General features: G+C 41.2%; 22 protein-coding genes. 18 read left to right on the top strand and 4 right to left on the bottom strand.

Features of this window, described 5'->3' with window-relative positions:
- Positions 1–5 precede the first annotated feature (5 nt).
- The 4 genes from G602_RS0110395 (at position 6) to G602_RS26140 (ending at position 6,012) form a co-directional block, all read left to right on the top strand.
- Entirely contained in the window at positions 6–1,694 is a 1,689-nt protein-coding gene (locus G602_RS0110395; protein ID WP_026658951.1) for an alpha-glucosidase, read from the top strand.
- 15 nt (positions 1,695–1,709) lie between these two features.
- A complete protein-coding gene (locus G602_RS0110390; RefSeq protein WP_026658950.1) occupies positions 1,710–2,594 on the top strand; it encodes a hypothetical protein in 885 nt (294 codons plus the stop codon).
- Between the two features lie 99 nt (positions 2,595–2,693).
- Positions 2,694–4,805: a methyl-accepting chemotaxis protein gene (locus tag G602_RS0110385; RefSeq protein ID WP_044931799.1), complete on the top strand. Its 2,112-nt coding sequence runs from the start codon at positions 2,694–2,696 to the stop codon at positions 4,803–4,805.
- A gap of 253 nt (positions 4,806–5,058) precedes the next feature.
- Entirely contained in the window at positions 5,059–6,012 is a 954-nt protein-coding gene (locus G602_RS26140) for a hypothetical protein (protein WP_049945168.1), read from the top strand.
- Between the two features lie 115 nt (positions 6,013–6,127).
- Here the strand turns inward: G602_RS26140 and G602_RS0110370 are convergent, their stop codons facing one another.
- A complete protein-coding gene (locus tag G602_RS0110370) occupies positions 6,128–6,523 on the bottom strand; it encodes an RrF2 family transcriptional regulator (protein WP_026658947.1) in 396 nt (131 codons plus the stop codon).
- Between the two features lie 234 nt (positions 6,524–6,757).
- On the opposite strand from G602_RS0110370, the gene G602_RS0110365 reads away from it, so the two are divergent.
- Genes G602_RS0110365 through G602_RS0110350 form a run of 4 tightly spaced genes read left to right on the top strand, consistent with a single transcriptional unit; the run spans position 6,758 to position 9,770 of the window.
- Positions 6,758–7,711, top strand: a complete 954-nt coding sequence (locus G602_RS0110365) for a transporter substrate-binding domain-containing protein (RefSeq protein ID WP_026658946.1) — start codon at positions 6,758–6,760, stop codon at positions 7,709–7,711.
- Positions 7,712–7,713: 2 nt separating this feature from the next.
- Entirely contained in the window at positions 7,714–8,373 is a 660-nt protein-coding gene (locus G602_RS0110360) for an amino acid ABC transporter permease (protein ID WP_026658945.1), read from the top strand.
- Entirely contained in the window at positions 8,354–9,028 is a 675-nt protein-coding gene (locus G602_RS0110355; RefSeq protein WP_026658944.1) for an amino acid ABC transporter permease, read from the top strand. The genes G602_RS0110360 and G602_RS0110355 overlap by 20 nt, the downstream gene beginning before the upstream one ends.
- A 1-nt stretch (position 9,029) precedes the next feature.
- A complete protein-coding gene (locus G602_RS0110350; protein WP_026658943.1) occupies positions 9,030–9,770 on the top strand; it encodes an amino acid ABC transporter ATP-binding protein in 741 nt (246 codons plus the stop codon).
- Between the two features lie 117 nt (positions 9,771–9,887).
- On the opposite strand, the gene G602_RS0110345 is transcribed toward G602_RS0110350, so the two are convergent.
- On the bottom strand, positions 9,888–10,286 hold the full coding sequence (locus G602_RS0110345) for an RrF2 family transcriptional regulator (RefSeq protein ID WP_026658942.1): 399 nt from the start codon (positions 10,284–10,286) through the stop codon (positions 9,888–9,890).
- A 248-nt stretch (positions 10,287–10,534) separates the two neighbouring features.
- On the opposite strand from G602_RS0110345, the gene G602_RS0110340 reads away from it, so the two are divergent.
- The 10 genes from G602_RS0110340 to cysK all read left to right on the top strand — a co-directional run bounded on the left by G602_RS0110340 (position 10,535) and on the right by cysK (position 19,631).
- The gene (locus G602_RS0110340) at positions 10,535–11,377 is read left to right on the top strand and encodes a PfkB family carbohydrate kinase (RefSeq protein WP_026658940.1); all 843 of its coding nucleotides are present in this window, start codon (positions 10,535–10,537) and stop codon (positions 11,375–11,377) included.
- Positions 11,378–11,490: 113 nt separating this feature from the next.
- A complete protein-coding gene (locus G602_RS0110335) occupies positions 11,491–12,012 on the top strand; it encodes a TIGR04002 family protein (RefSeq protein WP_044931797.1) in 522 nt (173 codons plus the stop codon).
- Positions 12,013–12,203: 191 nt separating this feature from the next.
- Positions 12,204–12,803, top strand: a complete 600-nt coding sequence (locus G602_RS0110330) for a TIGR04100 family radical SAM protein (protein WP_026658938.1) — start codon at positions 12,204–12,206, stop codon at positions 12,801–12,803.
- A 267-nt stretch (positions 12,804–13,070) separates the two neighbouring features.
- On the top strand, positions 13,071–14,393 hold the full coding sequence (locus tag G602_RS0110320) for an amidohydrolase (protein WP_026658937.1): 1,323 nt from the start codon (positions 13,071–13,073) through the stop codon (positions 14,391–14,393).
- Positions 14,394–14,417: 24 nt separating this feature from the next.
- Positions 14,418–14,951, top strand: coding sequence for a hypothetical protein (locus G602_RS0110315; RefSeq protein WP_026658936.1), 534 nt, complete (start codon positions 14,418–14,420; stop codon positions 14,949–14,951).
- A complete protein-coding gene (locus G602_RS0110310; RefSeq protein ID WP_026658935.1) occupies positions 14,941–15,714 on the top strand; it encodes an ABC transporter permease in 774 nt (257 codons plus the stop codon). Before G602_RS0110315 ends, G602_RS0110310 begins: the two co-directional genes overlap by 11 nt.
- A gap of 45 nt (positions 15,715–15,759) precedes the next feature.
- On the top strand, positions 15,760–16,839 hold the full coding sequence (locus tag G602_RS0110305) for an ABC transporter substrate-binding protein (RefSeq protein WP_026658934.1): 1,080 nt from the start codon (positions 15,760–15,762) through the stop codon (positions 16,837–16,839).
- 28 nt (positions 16,840–16,867) lie between these two features.
- Positions 16,868–17,647 (top strand): ABC transporter ATP-binding protein, encoded by a 780-nt coding sequence (locus tag G602_RS0110300; RefSeq protein WP_026658933.1) that lies wholly within the window; start codon positions 16,868–16,870, stop codon positions 17,645–17,647.
- 13 nt (positions 17,648–17,660) lie between these two features.
- Positions 17,661–18,557 carry a nitroreductase family protein gene (locus tag G602_RS0110295; protein ID WP_026658931.1) on the top strand — a complete coding sequence of 299 codons (897 nt, stop codon included), beginning with the start codon at positions 17,661–17,663 and terminating at the stop codon, positions 18,555–18,557.
- 138 nt (positions 18,558–18,695) lie between these two features.
- Positions 18,696–19,631, top strand: a complete 936-nt coding sequence (gene cysK / locus G602_RS0110290) for a cysteine synthase A (protein WP_026658930.1) — start codon at positions 18,696–18,698, stop codon at positions 19,629–19,631.
- A 138-nt stretch (positions 19,632–19,769) separates the two neighbouring features.
- Here the strand turns inward: cysK and G602_RS30930 are convergent, their stop codons facing one another.
- Both G602_RS30930 and G602_RS26135 read right to left on the bottom strand, forming a co-directional pair.
- Positions 19,770–19,934, bottom strand: a complete 165-nt coding sequence (locus G602_RS30930; protein ID WP_170832732.1) for a hypothetical protein — start codon at positions 19,932–19,934, stop codon at positions 19,770–19,772.
- Between the two features lie 25 nt (positions 19,935–19,959).
- Positions 19,960–21,177, bottom strand: a complete 1,218-nt coding sequence (locus tag G602_RS26135) for an IS91 family transposase (RefSeq protein WP_044931794.1) — start codon at positions 21,175–21,177, stop codon at positions 19,960–19,962.
- Between the last annotated feature and the right edge of the window lie 90 nt (positions 21,178–21,267).

Below are 21,267 nucleotides of genomic sequence, written 5' to 3'. Positions count from 1 at the left end.
CAATTATGGAACAAGACTGGTATAAACGAATGGCTTTCTACCAAATCTGGGTAAGAAGCTTTGCTGATGGAAATGGCGACGGTATAGGTGATCTCTACGGCGTTTACGACAAGCTGCCATATGTGAAATCCCTTGGAGTGGATGGCATCTGGTTTTCACCGCTTTACCCGTCTCCCAATGCGGACTACGGCTACGACATCTCTGATTACAAGGATATCCATCCTGATTACGGTACGCTGGATCAGTTTAAAAAAGTGCTGGGTAAAGCACATGAACTGGGACTTAAGGTCATCATGGACCTGGTAGTGAATCATACCTCGGACGAGCATCCCTGGTTTATCGAAAGCAGGAAAGGTAAGGATAATCCCTACAGTGATTATTATATCTGGAGAGATAAGCCCAATAACTGGGATAGTCTGTTTGAAGGAAAAGCCTGGGAATACGATGAACAGAGAGGGCAATATTACCTTCATATTTTTGCAAAAAAACAGCCTGACCTGAATATGGATAACCCCAAAGTGCGTGAGGAAGTAAAGTCTATCATGCGTTTCTGGCTGGATATGGGCGTAGATGGATTCAGGGAGGATGTCATAAATTTTATTTCCAAAAAGGAAGGACTTCCCAATGGCCTGCCATTTTTACCTGCTGTTAACGGAATGCCCTACTATAAGGATGGTCCGCATATTCACGAATATCTGGCTGAGTTCAGAGCTGTGTGTAAGGAATATGACTGCTTTCAGATAGGCGAGGGACCTATGACTACGGTGAACTCTGCCCTGAAGTATCTCACAGGTGAAAACAAGTCCCTGGATATGATGATTTCCTTTGACCACATGATGGCTGACTGCGTTTATACGGAGTATATTCACAGGCCGTTTTCTCTTATAAAGCTAAAAAAGGCATTTACTAAGTGGCAGACAGCTCTGGCAGGCAAAGCTTGGAACAGTCTGTATCTGGAAAATCATGATCATCCAAGAATCATCAGCCGTTACGGAAGTGAATATTATCACAGAGAAAGTGGAACCATGCTTGCGGCATGTTATCTCTTCCTGCAGGGGACACCTTTCATATATCAGGGACAGGAAATCGGGATGACCAATATCCGCCTGAATTCAATCGACAAATATGTGGATGTGTCCAGTAAGACCAATTACCACACCTATCATTTGAAGGATACAAAGGAAAAGAGGCTTAAAAGGATCCATTTATCAAGCAGGGATTCCGCGCGAACTCCGGTGCAGTGGAATGATTCAAAGTACGCCGGATTTTCAAAGGTCAGACCATGGTTTTATGTAAATCCGAATTACAAAAAGATCAATGTTGCAGCGCAGGAGAAGGATAAGTTTAGCATTCTGAATTTTTACAGAAAATGCCTTGCATTAAGAAAAAGCTCCAATGCACTTTTATATGGTGATTATAAGGAGTATAATCCAAAAGACGCAAATATATATATGTATGAACGTACACTCGGTAAGACAAGCTATCTCATAATCTGCTCATTTTCAAGGTTCCCTGTGAAGGTCAGCATTCCCGACAAATACATTGGGAAAAAGGGACAGCTCATGCTGTGTAACTATTCTGACAGGAAGCAGTATCATCATGACCTTATGAGAAGTGAGCTTTGCACCTATGCCGTGCGTCATGGCATGTACAGACCCTATGAGACGAGGGTGTACAGATTTAGAGTAAACTAAGGAGACAACTAAACTATGACAATAGATGCGTACTTAAACCCGGATTTTACCTGGATTCAGAAACTTTTGTTTTTTGCTGTGGGACTTCTGGGATTACTTGTTTGCGATTTTTTACTGCTTGGAGGAGCCGAAATTTCTGCATCCTTCATGCCAAGAAGTGAGAGAAAATATGCCGTTCCGGTTAAGTTTCATAAGTACATCCAGCTTTTTTACGAAATGATAATTTCGGGAACTTCGGTTATGTCCTTTGCATGTGCATATGTTGTATTTAATCACGTCTATTCACTGATGCAGGCAGGGGCGGGTCACTCAGGAATGATAACCGGAACCTTCTATCATATCTGGAGTGAAGGAAAAGATTTTGCACTGCTGCTTCTTATCTGTTTATCAATCGTATTTAACACAATTCTTGATACTTTCATAATTCCTCTTGGCAGACTTGCCAAGGAGGAAAAGGCAGCGGTAAGAATGCTGGGAATGTTCTATGCGATCATCATTTTGATATATCTTAATCTGATCGGTGATGAGAGTGAATACAGTCCGGTAATGATGTATTATCTGGGACTTATGGTGGGTAGATTTGTGTATTTTGATGCTTCATTTATGGATTTCCTTATAGCAATCAAGAATGCGTTTATAAAGCTTCCCATGCTTGTTCTTTGCATAGCACTTTGCGGTGGAATGTGCTTTTTTGGCTTTAAGGCAGGGTTCCTCCTTGAAAGAAATTATTATATTGTCGGCGTTTTCTATACTCATTTGTTCCTGCTTGCTGCAGTATTTGTGATTCATCACAGCCACATAATGAAGTTTGTAGCCAGAGAGAAGGAGCTTCCTAAAGAGGATGAACGTCTGGGGGAGGAAGAATATTATGATGATAGTGATTATCCCGAAGATAAATAAACCATCTTTTTACAAATGTTTAAGAATTAATTTATAAACGAATATACATAAATGTCATATTATATTCTTATGAGAACTATGCACTCTAAGGAGGTTAATATGGCAGACGGAAGAAACAAAAAAGATAATGCTTTGAAGCTTGAAGGCATGAGTATCAAAGTCAAACTGATTCTGTTTATTGTTCCTATTGTTGCAATTCTGTTGATTGCTCTGACTGCAATAACCACTATTGTCAGCAGAAATATCATAATGGAAAGATCCAACAGCGAGATGGCAGCAACCCTTGGCGAGAACACGAACTATATATCAGCCGAGCTTAAAGATATTCGTGCGCAGGCTGATACCATAGCCAGAATGGTTGCCGGTACCTATCATTCTGCGAGTGTAGATGACTATGGTTATGCGCTTACTGAGGTTGTTGAAAGTGATGACCTTGTTCTTGGTGCAGGTTTGTGGTTTGAACCCTATGTTTTTGACACAGAATCAGAATACTATGGACCTTATTGGTACAAGAATACTGATTCATCAGGAAATTGGGATGGAAAGGATCCCATACTTACCTGGGATTATTCAAATGCAGACTATAACTATTTTTCACAGGAATATTATACAAATGCAAAGAGCCTTCCTAATGCAACCATAACAGATCCTTACTATGATTCATCATCAGGAATGGTTATGGCATCCTGCTCAGCGCCTATTAAGACACTTGATGGCACATATATCGGATGCGTTACGGTTGATATCATGCTGGGTGCAATTAGTGATCAGATAGGATCAATAAGCGTTGGACAGACCGGAACACTTTTCCTTATTGATGGAAATGGAAATTACATCTATCACCCTGCATTTAAAGATGCTTGTAAGGACGGAATGAATATCACCGAATCTACAGAGATGGGTGAGTATGTGACTAAGGTTACAGCTTCAGATTCAGGCAGTGGCGATTTTACCTGGGAAGGTTCAAAAAGACTTCTTTTCTGGGATAAGGTTCCCAGTATGACCTGGAAGGTAGGCCTTACAATTACTGAGGATGAGATTGTTAAGTCAGTAAATAGGATGATGTATATCTCCATCATCCTATGTATTGTAGCAATTGTTCTTACAACCAGCATTATTATTTATCAGGCAACCGGTATTGCTAATGCTGTTGCAGTTGTTGCGCACTCTCTCTCTAAATTAAGAGAAGGCGAATTTGTAAGAATAACAGGTGTTAAGAAGAGAACCGACGAGTTCGGACTGATGACTGAAGCCACAAATGATGTAATTGACAAGCTCGATGACATCGTTACAAAGATAAAGGATTCTGCACTTGCCGTGGGATCATCATCTGAAGAGCTTTCAGATATGGCTAACCAGATATCACAGACAGCGGAAGATGTATCCAATGCCGTTCAGGAGATTGCATCAGGTGCAACACAGCAGGCTGATGAGATTCAGTCCGCATCTGAAAATGTCGGACTCATCGGCGATGCCGTAAACGATGTGCAGACTTCAACCGGTAATCTGTCAACTACAGCCGGCAAGATGAAGGAAGCTTCGGAGATATCCAGCAGATCGCTTGCTTCTCTTCAGGATTCCTCTCAGGAGATGACGGCTAAGATTGATGAGATATCCCAGACCATTCAGGCAACACAGGAAGCTGTTACCAACATCAGTACCAAGGTTGAAGGCATTACATCCATTGCTACACAGACTAACCTCCTTTCACTTAATGCTTCAATCGAGGCAGCAAGAGCCGGTGAAGCAGGAAAAGGCTTTGCGGTTGTTGCTGAAGAGATCGGACAGCTTGCTGAGAATTCAAAGCAGCTTGCAGATGATATAAAGGTTGAGATGGAATCACTGCTTACTCAGGCTAAGGCAGCGGTTGATGCGGCAGAAGATGTTCGCCAGGGCAACATTGATCAGCAGACGGCTCTTGGAGATACACTTACAGCAGTTAACGGAATGTTAGAGGATATTGGAAGTACTGTTGGCGGCGTTCAGCTTATCAGCCAGGGTGCTGACACCTGTGAGAATTCCAAGAATGCTGTTGTAGATACCATGAGTGCTCTATCTGCTATATCAGAGGAGAATGCAGCTTCTTCACAGGAGACAGGTGCATCCATGCAGGAGCTTTCCGCAACGGTTACAACCCTTGCAGGATCAGCATCTTCACTAAAGGATATCGCCGAACAGCTTAATGAAGAGATGCAGTTCTTCAAGTCATAAGAGAAGTTAATAGCCCCGGTATATCCCAATGAATTTGAGGTATACCGGGGATTTTTTATTCAATAGGAAATTCCTTCGGATTTCCTATTGAATAAAAAGCGCTCCGCTATGGATGCGACTGGTGCGCGCAAGCTAAAGCTTGCGCGCACCAGCGCGCAAAGAGTCGCGAGCGACTCTTTGTTCTTTCATACGAGGAAATTCCTATAAAATGAAAAACTCTGCGAGGATATTTAAAAGAGAGGGGTATTGTTTTATGAGAAAATTTTTATTAACTGCTTTTGCAATTACTTGTTTTCTTATTGCAGGGTGTTCATCCTCAAAAGCAATCCCATATCATTTTGCTGACAGGAAAGAAGCGATGGACTGCTATCGCTCAAATATGGATTATTTTAATGGCATAGGACCTCGTGACATTCAGTATAAAACCCAGGATATTAATGGCTCAGAGGCAGAATTGGCAGTGTTTGGCGCAGAGCAGATGATGGATTTTACTGATGATGAGAAAAAAGGCATAGATAAAATTATGGAAGAAATAGAGAATGATCTTAAAAAGAATCATTACACTATACCACATCTGGATGAGGTTACATTTATTAAATCAACGCAGAAAGAGGAGAGCGACAGCGGAGCATATACTCATGGAACACAGATTTATATAGCACAGGAGTGGGTGGATGCTATATGTTCTGATAATGTTGAATATCATATTGAGGGTAAATATATGATATGGCATGAATTGTTTCACTGTCTGACAAGAAGTAATCCTGATTTTAGAAAGAAAATGTACAGTATTATAGGATTTACTGTTCAGGATAAAGATTTTGAACTTCCACCATCAGTTTATGAGATTTATATATCAAATCCGGATGTGGAACATCACAATGCATATGCAACATTTAATATAGATGGAGAAATGATTGACTGTTACATGGTCCTTATAGCAACGAAGCCTTTTGAAAAGGAGGGAGACAGTTTTTTTGACTGTATGGAAGGAGTACTTGTACCTACAGACGGGAGTGACAAGTATTATACGATAGATGAGGCGTCAAATTTCTGGGATTTGTTTGGAAGAAATACCGATTATGTAACTGATCCCGAGGAATGTATGGCTGACAATTTTTCGTTTGCAATGACATTCGGAAAAGTTTCCAGGGAATATAATAATCCGGAGATTATAGATGCTATTTTGGATGAAGTATCAAAGTAGAAAAAAGAAAGGTACTGCTTTTATCGAAGTAGCTTTTCTAGGATACATCAGTACGGAGGGATTCGGCAACAGATATCGCAGCAAGTTCTCTGTAATAGCAAATAAGCGACCTGCATCATAGCAGATCGCTCAATTTTTTTTCATAGAAAAAGTTCTTCTCAAGAGCATAGAATTCCGTCCACATGGATATGGTCCTGCATTTATCCTTTCTGGGGCACTCCTCAGCGTTATCCTCGAGACAGACAACCGGAGAAAAGGTGCCTTCCATAAGTTCTATTATTTCCCCAATTGAATATTCCGAAGGACTTCTCAGCAGCTTATAACCACCGTGTTTTCCACTGGCACCGATTATAAGTCCTCCCTTTACCATCTCTTTTGCAATTATTTCCAGATATTTCTTGGAAATATCCTGCCTGTCGGCGATGTCTTTAAGAGGTATATAGTCCGGACTGTTCTGCTGAGCGAGGTCGATCATGACTCTCAGGGCATAGCGTCCTTTTGTTGAAAACATAGGTCTCCTCCTTATTCAAAACTTCTTTTTCCTATAAATCTATATATAGGATATAGTACCTTCTGTAGCTTTTGGATTACGGGTTGCTTATAGCAAGTGAAAACAAAAGCTTATCGTAAAGCATATTGACATAGTAGGTAAATAGATTGTATCATCATTTCATGAAAAAGCAAACAACAAAGCAAGAGGCAAGCGCCGGAAAAAGAAGCTTTGGAAAGAGAGGAGAATTTAATTATGAAAAAGAATTTATTGACAAAAATGGGAACACTTTTAGTTTCAACAGCACTTATTGGAGCTTCACTTGCAGGTTGCGGAGCAAAGGAAGAGAGTGCAGCTGCTGACACAGCTGGGACAACTATAGCAGATGATGAAACAGCTAAGGCTGATGAAGTTCAGGCATCTGAGACAAATGCGGACGAAGCTGATACAAATACAGTTTATAGAACTCTTGATGAGATCAAGGAGAGCGGAACAATCAACATCGGAGTATTTTCAGATAAGAGTCCTTTTGGATACGTTGATGAAAATGGTGAGTATGCAGGATATGATGTATATTTTGCTGAGAAGATTGGTGAGGATCTGGGTGTAGATATCAACTATGTTTCAACAGAAGCTGCAAACAGAATCGAGTATCTACAGACAGGCAAGGTTGATATTATTCTTGCAAATTTCACTGTGACCGAGGAGAGAGCGCAGGAGGTTGACTTCGCACTTCCTTACATGAATGTAGCGCTCGGTGTTGTATCACCTTCAGATAATGTAGTTGAGAGTCTTGATTCAGTAGGTGCTGATGATCAGATCATTGTTATATCCGGTACAACAGCTGAGACCTATCTTGAGAAAAACTATCCCGATATCAAGCTCCAGAAGTACGATGCATACGCAGAGGCGAAGACCGCCTTTGAAAACGGCAACGGCGTTGCATGGGCAAACGATAACACAGAGGTTATTGCATTTTCACTTGAGAACGAGGGCTACACTGTAGGAATTCCTTCACTTGGTGATGCAGATACAATCGCACCTGCTGTAACTAAGGGCAACGATACACTTCTTACATGGCTTAACGATGAGATTGAGACAATCGGTAACGAGAATTTCTTCCACAAGGATTATGAGGCAACACTTCTTGATACCTATGGAGCAGATTATGAGAACACTCTTGTAGTAGAGGGTGGTAAGGTTCAGTAATTATGGATTTGAATGTGCTTGAGTCATATATACCTCTTTATAATGAAGCACTACTTCTTACTGTTAAAATCGGTGTGCTTGGTATCCTGACAGCCTTCGCCATTGGGCTGTCGGGGGCAGCAGCCATCTATTTTAAGGTTCCAGGTCTTAGAAAAATACTGGCAATATACATAGAACTTTTCAGAAATACTCCGCTGCTGGTCCAGCTTTTCTTTATCTACTTTGCACTACCGAAGCTTGGAATCAGGATATCAGCGGAGGTTTGTGGTGTTTTGGGACTTGGACTTATCGGCGGAGCATACATGATTGAGACCATGCGAAGTGGTCTTGAATCTATAGCAAAGGTGCAGAGTGAGAGTGCTCTTTCTCTTGGAATGACGGAGTCTCAGGTTTTCTGGAATATAATTCTCCCTCAGGCATTTTCGGTAAGTATGCCGGGAATTATGGCAAACGTGATTTTCCTGTTAAAGGAGACCTCGGTTTTTTCAACCATAAGTCTGATGGATCTCATGTTCACAGCTAAGGATCTTATAGGAATGTATGCAAAGACTATTGAGTGTCTGTTCTTACTTGTTATTTACTACCTGGTGATGCTTCTTCCTGTATCAATCCTGGGATCAATAATTGAGAGGAGAGTGCGCTATGCAGAGTTTGGGGATTGATGTGCTTTTAAAAGGCACAAACATGATAAGACTCCTTAAAGGACTCTGGGTATCAGTGGAAATCAGTCTTATTTCCGTTGCGATAAGTATTGTACTCGGTCTTATCGTCGGGGTGCTGATGACTTCAGAGAATAAACCGGTAAGACTTTTCTTTAGAGTTTATCTTGAGATAGTGAGGATAATGCCTCAGATGGTTTTACTGTTTATTGTCTATTTTGGGACAACCAGAGTGTTTGACATGAATATTTCTGCAGAGCTATCTGCGATTATTGTATTTGTATTCTGGGGTACCGCAGAGATGGGAGACCTTGTAAGGGGATCTATAAAAAGTATACCGAGAATTCAGTATGACTCGGCATATGCTCTGGGTATGGATGATTTTCAGGTACATTTTTTTATAATTTTCCCGCAGACAATAAGAAGACTTCTTCCGCTTTCCATAAATCTTGTTACAAGAATGGTGAAGACTACCTCTCTTGTGATGATGATTGGAATTGTTGAAGTATTAAAAGTGGCACAGCAGATTATCGAGGCAAACAGAAAAGCATCACCCAATGCAGCTTTCGGGGTGTTCGCAGTTGTTTTTCTGTTGTATTTCCTTGTGTGCTGGCCGGTAAGCAGATTTGCAGTAAAACTTGAAAAAAGGTGGGCGTAAGATGAGCGAGCTCGTTAAAGTAAAACATTTACATAAAGAATACGGAAGAAACGTTGTACTTAAGGATATAAATATGTCTGTGAAAAAGGGCGAGGTTGTGGTTATAATCGGGCCTTCAGGCTGCGGCAAGAGTACTTTTCTACGCTGCCTTAATGGTCTTGAGGAGATTCAGGACGGAGTCATAACAGTGGACGGACTTCCTGTTGAACCTGATAAGAAAGATATAGTGAACATCAGACAGAAGATTGGTATGGTGTTCCAGTCCTATGATCTTTTTCCGCATAAGACTGTGCTTGAAAATGCTATACTTGCGCCTATTAAGGTTCAAAAGAGGATAAAGGACGATGCCATAAGAGAGGCGCTTGAGCTTCTTGATAAGGTTGGACTGGCAGACAAAAAGGATTATTATCCAAGACAGCTCTCAGGAGGACAGAAGCAGAGAGTTGCCATTGTGCGAGCACTGCTGATGCATCCTGATGTTCTGCTTTTTGATGAGGTAACTGCAGCCCTTGATCCTGAGATGGTGCATGAGGTTTTGCAGACAATGCTTGACCTTGCGAAGGCAGGCTCCACTATGATCATTGTTACACATGAGATGGCTTTTGCAAAGGCTGTCGCAGACAGAATTGTGTTCTTCGACCAGGGAGAGATTGTAGAGGAGACACGGGATGTTAAGAAGTTTTTTGAGGAGCCTGAGACTGAGAGAGCAAAGAGGTTTTTGAAGACCTTTGCGTATGAGTGAGGCTCATAAAAAGCCTTCCCCTTGGGGGCGCAAGACGTCCGGGGGACGTCTGCTCTGCGCGGACCGAAGTGGAACGTAGACAGGTGGCGCGAAGCGCCGGATGAGGGGAAAGCCCATTTAGTGAACCAAGTCACTCAGCTTCTTCCCAAAGAAGAAATCATGCTCTATCTGTGCAAATTCCTTCCACATAGGAAGCGTAGGGCAGGACTCAACGCGAGGACATTCCTCGGCATCGGGAAGAAGGCAGGCTATAGGAACGATGGGGCCTTCCATAATTTCAATAATTTCACCGACAGTATATTCTTCAGGGGATCTGGTAAGGGCATAGCCGCCATGCTTTCCGCTTGTGGCAGAAATCAGTTTTGCTTTTACCAGGTCCTTTGCAATTATTTCAAGATATTTTTTTGAAACGCCAATTCTTTCGGCGGTATCTTTTAATGGTACTAGCTCTTCGGACTGCTGTTGCGCCAGATCAATCATGATTCTAAGAGCATATCTTCCTTTTGTAGAAAACATAATAACCTCCATGAATTATTACTGTGAACACTTGTGGATTATTATTCCACAAGTTTAAAGCAGGTTGTAATGAAAATATATTCACCTATTATTCTATAGGGTAAATGTAAAATAAACAATGTGAAATTTACACAGAAAACTGGTTATATAAAAAGTATCAAAAGTGATTATATTTATATAATCAGAAATGCTGTATAGTGGCACATAAGTTAATTGATAAAAATTCAAACGGGAGACATTCAGAAGATATGAAAGTTGCAGCGATTAATGATTTATCAGGATTTGGAAAGTGCTCGCTTATAGCAGATATTGCAGTTCTGTCATCCATGGGGGTAGAGGTCAATCCGGTACCGACAGCACTTTTTACGGCACAGACAGGATTTCCGTCATTTTACATGCATGATACCAAGGACATGGTAAGACATTGCACAGACGAATGGAAAAAAATGGAGGCGGAGTTTGATGGAATTCTGACAGGATACATTCCTTACGAAAGAGAAGCTGATTATGTTATCGATTTTGTGGAGACATTCAACAAAAAGGACACGGTTTTGCTGGTGGATCCTGTCATGGGAGATGGCGGAGAGTGCTATTCAAACTATTCCGACGGACTTCTTTCACGGATAAAAAAGATGGTATCCATAGCAGACATTATTACCCCTAATCTCACAGAATTATGTATTCTTGCGGGAGTTGATGCAGAGCAGGTAGTCAGGGATACCGCTAAGGGAAATCACCTTAAGAAAATCGAGAACATAGCAAATAAGGTGAGAGCTGATGATAAGCAAAGCGTAGTGGTTACCGGTATTTTTTCAGAGGGAGATAAGCTGTGTAATCTGGTAGTCCATGAAGGTGGGACTGAGATGGTGGAGTGCAGCTACAATGGTCGCAGTTATTCCGGAACAGGAGATCTTTTTGCAGCATCACTTCTTGGAAATGTTCTGAATGGAAAAATCATAACGGACGCAGTGTTTGCAACTACTGAGTTTATAAATAAAGCAATATCAGTGACAAAGGAAGAGGATGGAAAATACGGAACCGGTTTTGAGAAGGTGCTGATGGATTCTCATTTTTGGACTGATATTAAGTAATTTAACCCAATTTGTGCCTAAATGAATCACATTGACGTAACTTGTTTTTTTGGCTATTGCGTCATAACAGAAATCTATGGGGATTTTAACAAAACAAAAGGAGGAGAGACACTATGAAAAAAGATACTATTAACTCAAAGACAAGACTCATGGCTTACACTGGAGTCCTTGCGGCCCTTACAACCATTTTTACTGCGTATATTTTTCATATACCGGTAGGCGTAAATGGCGGATATGTGCACTTTGGCGATACCGTAATATACCTGGCAGCAGCACTCCTTCCTGCACCTTATGCAATGCTTGTTGGCGCAATTGGCGGAGGACTTGCAGATCTTCTTACAGCTCCCATGTGGACTATAGCAACAGTGATAATTAAGATGCTGATAGTACTGCCTTTTACTAGTCGCAAGCCATCACTTCTTAATAAGCGCAATATGTTTGCTCCGATTATTTCCTTTTTCATTTCCGCAACGGGTTATTACATAGCCGAGATGCTGCTTTTCGGAACGAAGACAGCTATCCTATCAGCCTTCGCAGGAAGCTTTGTACAGTCAGGAGGTAGTGCACTGTTCTTCTATATTGCAGCGGTCGCTTTTGATGGAGTTGGTGTTAAGAAGACAATCTTTGAATATTGAGATAGCAACCCTCATCCGGCGCTTCGCGCCACCTTCCCCCAGAGGGGGAAGGCAAAATATAGGGGGCTTCCTCTTTGTGGAGGCAAAATATAGGGGCTTCCTCTTTGTGGAGGCAAAACATTAGAGCCTTCCCCTTGGGGGGAAGGTGGCAGCGAAGCTGACGGATGAGGGGCATAGGGAGGATGAAAAAAATGGCAGACATTTTATATACATACAAAAATTCGGTGTATGCGAACATTACAAACAAATGCAATTGCAGATGCACCTTTTGCATACGTTTTCAGAAAGATGGAGTAGGGAGCTCCGATACGCTTTGGCATCAGGTAAACCCCACAAAGGAAGAGGTGCTTAATGCAATAAGGAATTACGACTTTACAGGATTTGATGAGCTAGTGTTCTGCGGATATGGGGAGCCCACCTGTGAACTGGACATACTTCTGGAAGCAGCAAGGACGGCTAAGGAGGAGAAGTCACTTAAGACTAGACTAAATACCAACGGACTTGGTAATGAGCAAAACGGAAGAGACATAGTTCCTGAACTTGCCAAAGTTATTGACAGTGTCTCAATCAGCCTTAATGCGCCCGACCCCGTGAAATATCAGGAAGTCACAAGACCTCAGTACGACAATGGCTTTGAAAAGATGATCGATTTTGCAACCAGATGCAGGAAGAAGATAAAGGATGTAAAGTGGTCAATCGTCGATGTGCTACCTGAGGAAGATATTGAGAAATGCAGGCAGTTATCTGAAAGCACGGGCGTGGAGCTGAAGATACGACACTTTAGTAAATGAACATGTGGACACTTGATAACTATTCCAATAGGTTATCGGGTGTCCTTTCATTTATTAATGTTAAATTCACTCTGATAAAGTGGTTATATTCACCCATAGACACAGTAGGCGAATAGTGTTAATGTTTTTGATGTTGCGGAAAATACTGGGGATGAGCAATGATAAAATTTAAACTTATACTTGCCTATAAGATTAGTATGCTTTACGGAAGATATATTCCAATGCATAATCTTCTTATCAACAGACAAGCAGAGGAGGACAGCAGGTATGGATAGTAATGAGCAGCTTATAGTTGACGCTATAGACAAGAGACGTGATGAAATAATCGAATTTGCAAATGATATCTATAAGCATGCAGAGCTTGGATACAAAGAATTCAGAACCAGTGCAAAATTCAAAGAATCAATGCAAAAGCTGGGATTACAAATTGAGGAGGATCTCGCAATCACCGGAGTGAAGGCCTTTTTGAATCCGGATAGGAAAAACAATTTTTCGTTAGCACTTATGGGTGAGTTGGATGCGCTGAGAATACCTACACATAAATTTGCATACGAAGAAACTAAAGGGGCTCATTGCTGTGGACATCATGCACAGCTTGCAGGGGTTGTTGGAGCTGCTCTTGCTCTTACAATACCGGAAATAGCAGATCAGCTTGATGGACAAATAGAGTTCTTTGCAGTTCCTGCTGAAGAGTATGGTGAGGTGGAATTTAAAAACAAGCTTATTGAAGAAGGCAAAATTAAGTATGGTGGTGGGAAATGTGAGCTATTAAGGATAGGCGCTTTTGATGACATAGATGTTGCTCTTGCACATCATATCAATGCAAAAGGAAATAGAATCGGTTCGGGAAGTTCTAACGGATTTGTTTCCAAGGTTATCAGAATCATTGGAAAAGCATCACATGCAGCAGGTGCACCTGAGGAGGGAATAAACGCATTATCTGCTGCCACATTAGGCTTACAGGCCCTGGGACTTAACCGGGAAACCTTCAGGGATGAGGATGCTGTAAGAGTACATCCTATTCTTACTAAAGGCGGAGAACTTGTAAATGTAGTTCCCAAGGAAGCTGTTATAGAGACCCTTGTGAGAGGCAAAACAATAGAGGCGTTCACAGATGCAGCGTTAAAAACTGACAGGTCCTTTAAGGCTGGTGCCTTAGCACTTGGAGCTGATTATGTGATAGAGACCATGCCGGGATATCTTCCGGAGATACCGCAGGCATTTCCGGAGGAACTAAAGGAAGCCTTTAGGGAATTAACCAATAATGATTTTACTGAAGTGAATGAGGATTTCCATACGAATGGATCTACAGATGTGGGTGATGTGCAACATTTGTTGCCTGTTTTAACCTTCAATACAGGTGGTATGGTTGGTGGCCTTCACCAGGATAACTTCGACATAGTTGATGAAGAAACCGCTTATATACTCACCGCAAAGATGTTTGCAATAAGTGCATACAGATTATTAAAAAATAACGCAGTACTCGGCAAAAGTATAAAGGATAATTATGAACCCAGGTTTAAGAATAAAGAGGAATATATAAAGTTTATGGATTCCTTTAACCAGGTTGAGAAAGGTTCATACAAATAATTAGCAAAGGGGTAGGAAACAGAAATGGCAACTATAAAAACTGAACTTACAGGAACTGTAGAAAAGCAAAGATCTGTCGATCAGATAAGAAAAGCAGCCAGACAATTTGCAATGCAATACTTTCATTTTTGCAAAACTTTGTATGAGAATTTTGGACATGATAAAGCCAAGGAACTTGTTCAGCAAACAGTTTTCAACCTTGCAAAAGACAGAGCGGAGCAGATGAGGAATAAGGCATTAAGTGAGGGAAAAGCTACCGATACTGTAGAAGATTTTATGGCTGCCATAGATCTTCCTTTCGATGGATGGATCCCGGAATGGGGAGAAAATCACTGTCCGTATGCTGAGGTTTGGAGAACATATTTTGATGAATATCCCTGGTTTAAAGAATTTGCACCGTTCTATTGTGATGTTATAGATACAACAACAATTGAAACTTTCACACATAGATTATCACATAGGATAACTCAGAATGTTATAGTCAGCGGAACGGCGTGCTTAAGGGAATATTACGAGAGTGACAGGGTTCCGAAGGGAGAGTACACATATGGGGAATAAGAAGAAAAAATTTTCAATAATAAATGTTCTGCAGATACTGACAGTTTTGCTCCTGCTCATCTACATGCAGGTGGCAGTCAAATCAGGAGCAATAAGTAAAGTTTTCCTTGCAGCTCCGACAGATATTGTTCTTGAGGGGATAAAAATTATAACTGACGGGACATTGTTACCACATTTTTTGGTAAGTGTGAGTGAGATAGTAGTCGGATACGGAATAGCCGTTATTGCAGGAATAGGATTGGGACTTATATGGACACTTTTTCCAAAGACAGAAGAATATGGAAATGTGTTCTGCGCAGCAATCATGGCAATACCCAAGGTTGCTATACTGCCACTACTGATACTGTGGTTTGGAATAGGATTTACTTCAAAGGTAGTTCTGATCTTTCTGTTTTCTGTTTTTACAATTCTGTACAACACAGTTACAGGTGCAAAACAGTGTAAGGAATCATATTTAAAGGTTGCCAGAGTTTTTGAAGCAACAAGGACACAGACAGTACTTGAAGTAGTTATACCTTCCGCGCTTCCTTCCATATTTAACGGATTAAGACTTGCAGCAGCTACTGCATTCACAGGGGTTGTGTTTTCTGAGATGCAATCGGCCAAGGCAGGAGTCGGATATCTTCTATCGGAAGCTCAGGGACTTTTAAATACACCAAGAGTTTTCTTTTTAATTATTTTGATAACAATAATGTCAGTAATTTTTGTAAAGCTGATCACACTCATAGAATATATCTTCTGCCATCAATGGCGAAGCATATAAATATAAACCAGCTAAATAAATGCAAACAAGAGAGGAGAAAAAGTTATGAAGAAGAGATTATTCGCAGCATTATTAACAACAGTATTTGTATCAGCATCACTTGCAGGATGCGCAAGTGCAAGTGCTTCGGAAAAAGCATCAGATGAAGCAGCTACAGAGGCATCAGCAAAGTCAGAAGATGAAGCTGAGTCAGAGTCAGAGGAGGATTTCGTTACTATTAAGGCATGCTTCGCTATCGGTATGACAGGTGCAGTAAACAGATTCGCACTTGAGAAAGGTTTATATGAAGCAGAAGGAATCAGATTTGATGTTACTGATTATGAATCAAACGACACAACATTGTCACTTATAACAAGAGGGGATATAGAAGTGGCAGATGGTGATCCCAGTACGTATATTCCGGCAATTCAGAATGGTGTTCCTGCAAAGCTGGTAGGTAATATGTGGAGATATCAGGGATGCTACTGGCTTATTGCTAAGGATGGAATCGAGACAATAGAAGATCTTAAGGGTAAAACAATTGGTACTGCAGGTGCTTCAGGTGGAATGAAGCTTTCAGTATTAAAGATGCTTGAAGCAAATGGAATTGCTGAGGATGAAGCGACACTTGTTGCAAATGGTGTTTATCAGGATGGCTATGCAACACTTACCTCAGGAGAAGTAGATGCAACTATCATTCATAATCCCTATGCAGCACTTGCTGAATCAGAAGGCACAGGACATATTCTTGGAAGAGCATGGGATTATATTCCTGATTATTACACAGGAACAATCATTGCATCAGATAAGATCATCAATGAGGATCCTGAAAGACTTCAGAAGTTTGTAACAGCATATTATAAGGTACATGAAGAGGTTAAGAATGAATACTTTGATGAGTTTATCGATTGGGCATCAGAGTATATGAATACAGATAAAGATATCCTTCGTAAAGCAGTTGAGTCTGAAATAGATGTATGGGCAGATTATCCTGTGATACCTGAGGACAGACTCGACAAGACAATAGAATATCTTCAGCAGTATGGCTGGCTTGAAGATGGTATCTCTGCAGATGGTACATATACTAATGAATTTGCTCAGAAAGCAGCAGATGAGCTGGGACTTAAGGATCCTGAATCAAAATAAGAACATAATTACAGAGGGAGGAGCTGCTATGCCTAACATAAGCATAAAAGATGTCAAGAAAGTATACGAGGATGCAAGTGGCAATCCGGTTGAAGCTATAAAGGGAATAGATTTAAATATTGAGGATGGCGAATTTGTCAGTATAGTAGGCCCCTCCGGATGCGGTAAAAGTACATTGCTGGAGATTGTTGCAGGTTTGCAAAGACAAACTTCCGGAGATGTGTTTATAGGAGATAATCCTGTTACTGGAACAAGCAGGGATATAGGTGTTGTTTTCCAGGATGCATCCCTTTTTCCCTGGAAGACAATAAGACGTAATATCCTCTATGGTATGGAAGTCGCAAAGGTTCCCAGGGATGAACAGGAAAGACGATTCTCCCAGTATATCGAGCTAATGAATCTGAAGGGGTTTGAGGATAAGTATCCGTCACAGCTTTCTGGAGGAATGAGACAAAGAGCAGGGATAGCAAGAACGCTTATCATGAATCCAAAGGTAACACTTATGGATGAACCATTCAGTGCAGTAGATCATCTTACGAGATGCACTCTTCAGGAGGAGCTTGTAAGAATTCATCAAAAAGAAAAGAAGACGGTACTGTTTGTAACTCATGATATAAACGAAGCTGTTTTTCTTTCGGACAGAGTTATTCTGTTAAGTCCAAGGCCCAGTGTTATTCAGAGAGAATACAAGATTAATCTGCCACATCCGAGAAGCAGAAGTGATGACTATTTAGTCCATATAGCATCAAAGATTGTTGCAGATATAAGTCGAGGTGCGGTTGAACTTGACAATGATTACATTATTTAAGGAGGAGTTGAAAATGTCACACACACATGATTTTCATGATACCTGCCTTGACTATCAGCCCAAGGAAGAGGTATTCGCAATATATCAGAGAAATTCAGCACTTACAGAGGATGAATTATATGAAATGGATGATACTGAATTCAGGGCACGCATGAGAGAAAGAAGTCATCATACACTGGAAATTCAGTTATATTCCAATGATTACAGGAACAAAGCATTAAGTGATAAACAGGCAGATATAGCAAAGAAATTCTTAAGAGTATGGGACAGAAAAGGATTGTCACATGATCTGCCCGAATACAAATACGTGAGTTTTCTTGTTAACAGTGCAGAAAAACTTGTAAAGGGTGAAAAACTTGACCTTACACCATATAAGCCACATGAAGTGACAAAACAGATGGAAGAGGATTTCTTTACTATTCTTTATGAAAGAAGATCTGTCAGAGAGTTTAAGGATATAGATGTTCCTGATGAAGTCATAGATAAGGTGTTAAATGCAGGCTTGTGGGCAGCACATGGATGCAATGTTCAGTCAATACGATATGTTGTTGTAAAAGAAAAGAATGAACCGGGGCTTTTCAGAGGTAGTGATGTTCCGGGTGGACCGGTGCATATTGTGATTTGTCAGGATATGAGATGCTATAAGGCGAATGACTTTACACCAAATAGAAACAGACTTCTTGACGCAGGAGCTGCAGGTGAGAATATTGTACTTGCTGCTCATGCAGCTGGCCTTGAAGGTGTCTGGCTGACATTTCCCAATGAGGAGTTTTGCGAGAGATTGAAGGAAAAATTCCAATTGCCGGATTATATAAGACTTGTAACCTATGTTGATGTAGGTTATGGGGATCAGACCCCGCATCCGCCACTTCGACAAAGTGTTGAAGAGGCAGTACTTGGTAGATTTTAAGTGGTAATAAGTAAACTTTATTTCTACCGATAATTATTACTTAATTTCACAATAAAGAAAGCCATGGTATTATTTTTTTAACAACAAGATACGTAAAAAAATAAATTATACAAATACATGAAACGGAGGAGTAATAACATGGCATATATTAAACAGAGCGCACTTGAGTTAATTGGAGGAACACCTCTTCTTGCACTTAACGGATACAGTAAGAAAGCAGGAGTAACAGATGCAAATCTTATCGCAAAGCTTGAGTATCTCAATCCTGCAGGATCTGTGAAGGATAGAGTAGCACTTAGCATGATTGAAGATGCTGAAAGGAGTGGAAAGCTTAAGCCCGGTGCTACGATCATCGAGCCTACAAGTGGAAACACAGGAATTGGTCTTGCAGCAGTTGCGGCAGCTAAGGGCTACAGAGCAATACTTACACTTCCTGATACCATGAGTGTTGAGAGAAGAAATCTTCTTAAAGCATATGGTGCTGAGATAGTCCTTACAGAAGGCGCTAAGGGAATGAAAGGGGCTATTGCCAAGGCTGAGGAACTTGAAAAGGAAATTGAGGGAGCAATAATCCTTGGTCAGTTTGTAAATCCTGCAAATCCTGCAATTCACAAAGCTACAACAGGTCCTGAGATCTGGAAGCAGACAGATGGAAAGGTTGACATCTTTGTTGCAGGTGTTGGTACCGGCGGAACCATCACAGGCGTTGGTGAATATCTTAAGGAACAGAATCCTGATGTTAAGGTAGTAGCTGTTGAACCTGCAACAAGTCCAGTACTTACTAAGGGAACAGCAGGACCTCATAAGATCCAGGGTATCGGTGCAGGATTTGTTCCTGAAACCCTTAATACCAAAGTCTATGATGAGGTTATTGCGATCGAGAATGAAGATGCCTTTGCAGAGGGGAAGAGATTTGCGGTTTCTGAGGGAATCCTTGTTGGAATTTCTTCAGGCGCAGCCCTTAAGGCAGCTACAATTCTGGCACAGCGTCCTGAAAATAAGGGCAAGAATATTGTAGTTCTTCTCCCTGATTCAGGTGACAGATACCTTTCAACACCGCTTTTTGCAGATTAAAAAACAATTGCTCCGAAGCTCATTTGCTTGCGGGGCAATTTTTTTATTTAATAGGAAATTTCGCCTTGGCGGCGAACCCTTGAATTAAAAGGCCCGGCAAGACCGGGCCACGCAAAGCGGAGGTATGTTGGTTTTGAATTACCAATCTACCTCATCAAAGAATTCATCATCTTCATGCATAAAGTAATCCATGTCGAGAAGGTCTTCATCATCCATCTCGCGGATTTCATTCGCCGACATGCCTTCCGGCGGGTTTTGGATGTATTTCTCTCTAAGCTTTGCTATTAGTTCTTTACTGGCCATGGCTGTTCCTCCTAGCATGATTTTATCATGCGCAGGAATACGAGGGAACACTACTGATTTTTGAGGATGGAGCTCTGCTTTTGGGACGGCATTTTCCCATTGCCTTTTCATATAAGTCTTCGAGAGAAACACGTTTGTGGTTAAAGCGCAATTCGAGAAATTTCATTGTGCTGCTGCACTTTGGACAACTCAATGGGTCATATCCGAATGCTGTCAGGATGCCTGAACGCCATTGAAGGAATGATTTAAAGAATGGTTTTTTGGAAGGGTGAATCAGCCGGTAAAGTTTTTTGTCTGATTCTCTATGGCGACCATATACACCATAGTAACGTATCATCTTAAAGTCTTTTTCAGGTATGTGCTGGATAAGACGCTTGATGAATTCCATTGAAGGTATGGTCTCAGTGACAAGGAGTTCGTCTTCATGCCTGTTGTAGTGGAAAGTAACAGTATCATGCTCTTTATCATAGGAGTCAATTCTTGAGAGACCGATTACAGGACGACCAAGGTAGCGACCTATATATTTTGATACTGTGCGTTTGTCAGCGAGAGTGGGTTTACCATAGACATAGAAGCCTTCTTTCTGATTTTTGTAGGAGAGAGCTTTTTCTTTTTTAAACAATGCTTTCTTATTGGGATCAGTAATACGATCTTCCATTAGATTCAGAAGAGCAGTCTGAAAAGCATGGCGCATATAGGGGTAACTGAAGAACTTTACTTTGCGCCAGAAGCCGGTGTCTCCAACACCACCTTCAGATATGAGGCAGTGGATATGAGGATTCCATTCCAAAGGACGACCAAATGTGTGAAGAACAAGGATGTAACCAGGTGTAAAGTTCTGACTCTTGTTGATTTTGTAGAACATCCGGTTAATAACACTGCTGGTAGCTTCAAAAAGACAGTTAAGAAGGTCGCGATCTTCGAGAAAGTAATGGCGTAATTCTTTTGATATGGTGAATACGCAGTGACGGTGCTGACAGTTTATGAGCTTAAATGACATAGCCTGAGCACGTTTTTGTGAATACATGGCACCACATGTAGGGCAGAATCTTGAATGACAACGAAAGGGAACAAATTTGAGAGTACCACAATCAGGGCAGCCGTACATAGCGCCGCCATAAGCAGGATCCCCGCAATTGATCATCTTATCGATGTTTTCCATTTCGGTCTTGCGGGGATGAAGAGTATATTGAATTTCTTCATAATGATCGCGGAACAGATCTTGTAGAGTATTTCGTTTCATAAAATCATTATGAATGAGTTGAGGCAAAAAACAACCCCACCCCTCATGATTGAGGGGCAGGGGAGTTGAGGTGCCGTAGGCACTTTTTTA

The organism is Butyrivibrio sp. AC2005 (assembly GCF_000424145.1).
Taxonomy (GTDB): Bacteria; Bacillota; Clostridia; order Lachnospirales; family Lachnospiraceae; genus Butyrivibrio.
This window is presented reverse-complemented; position numbering and strand designations above follow the sequence as displayed.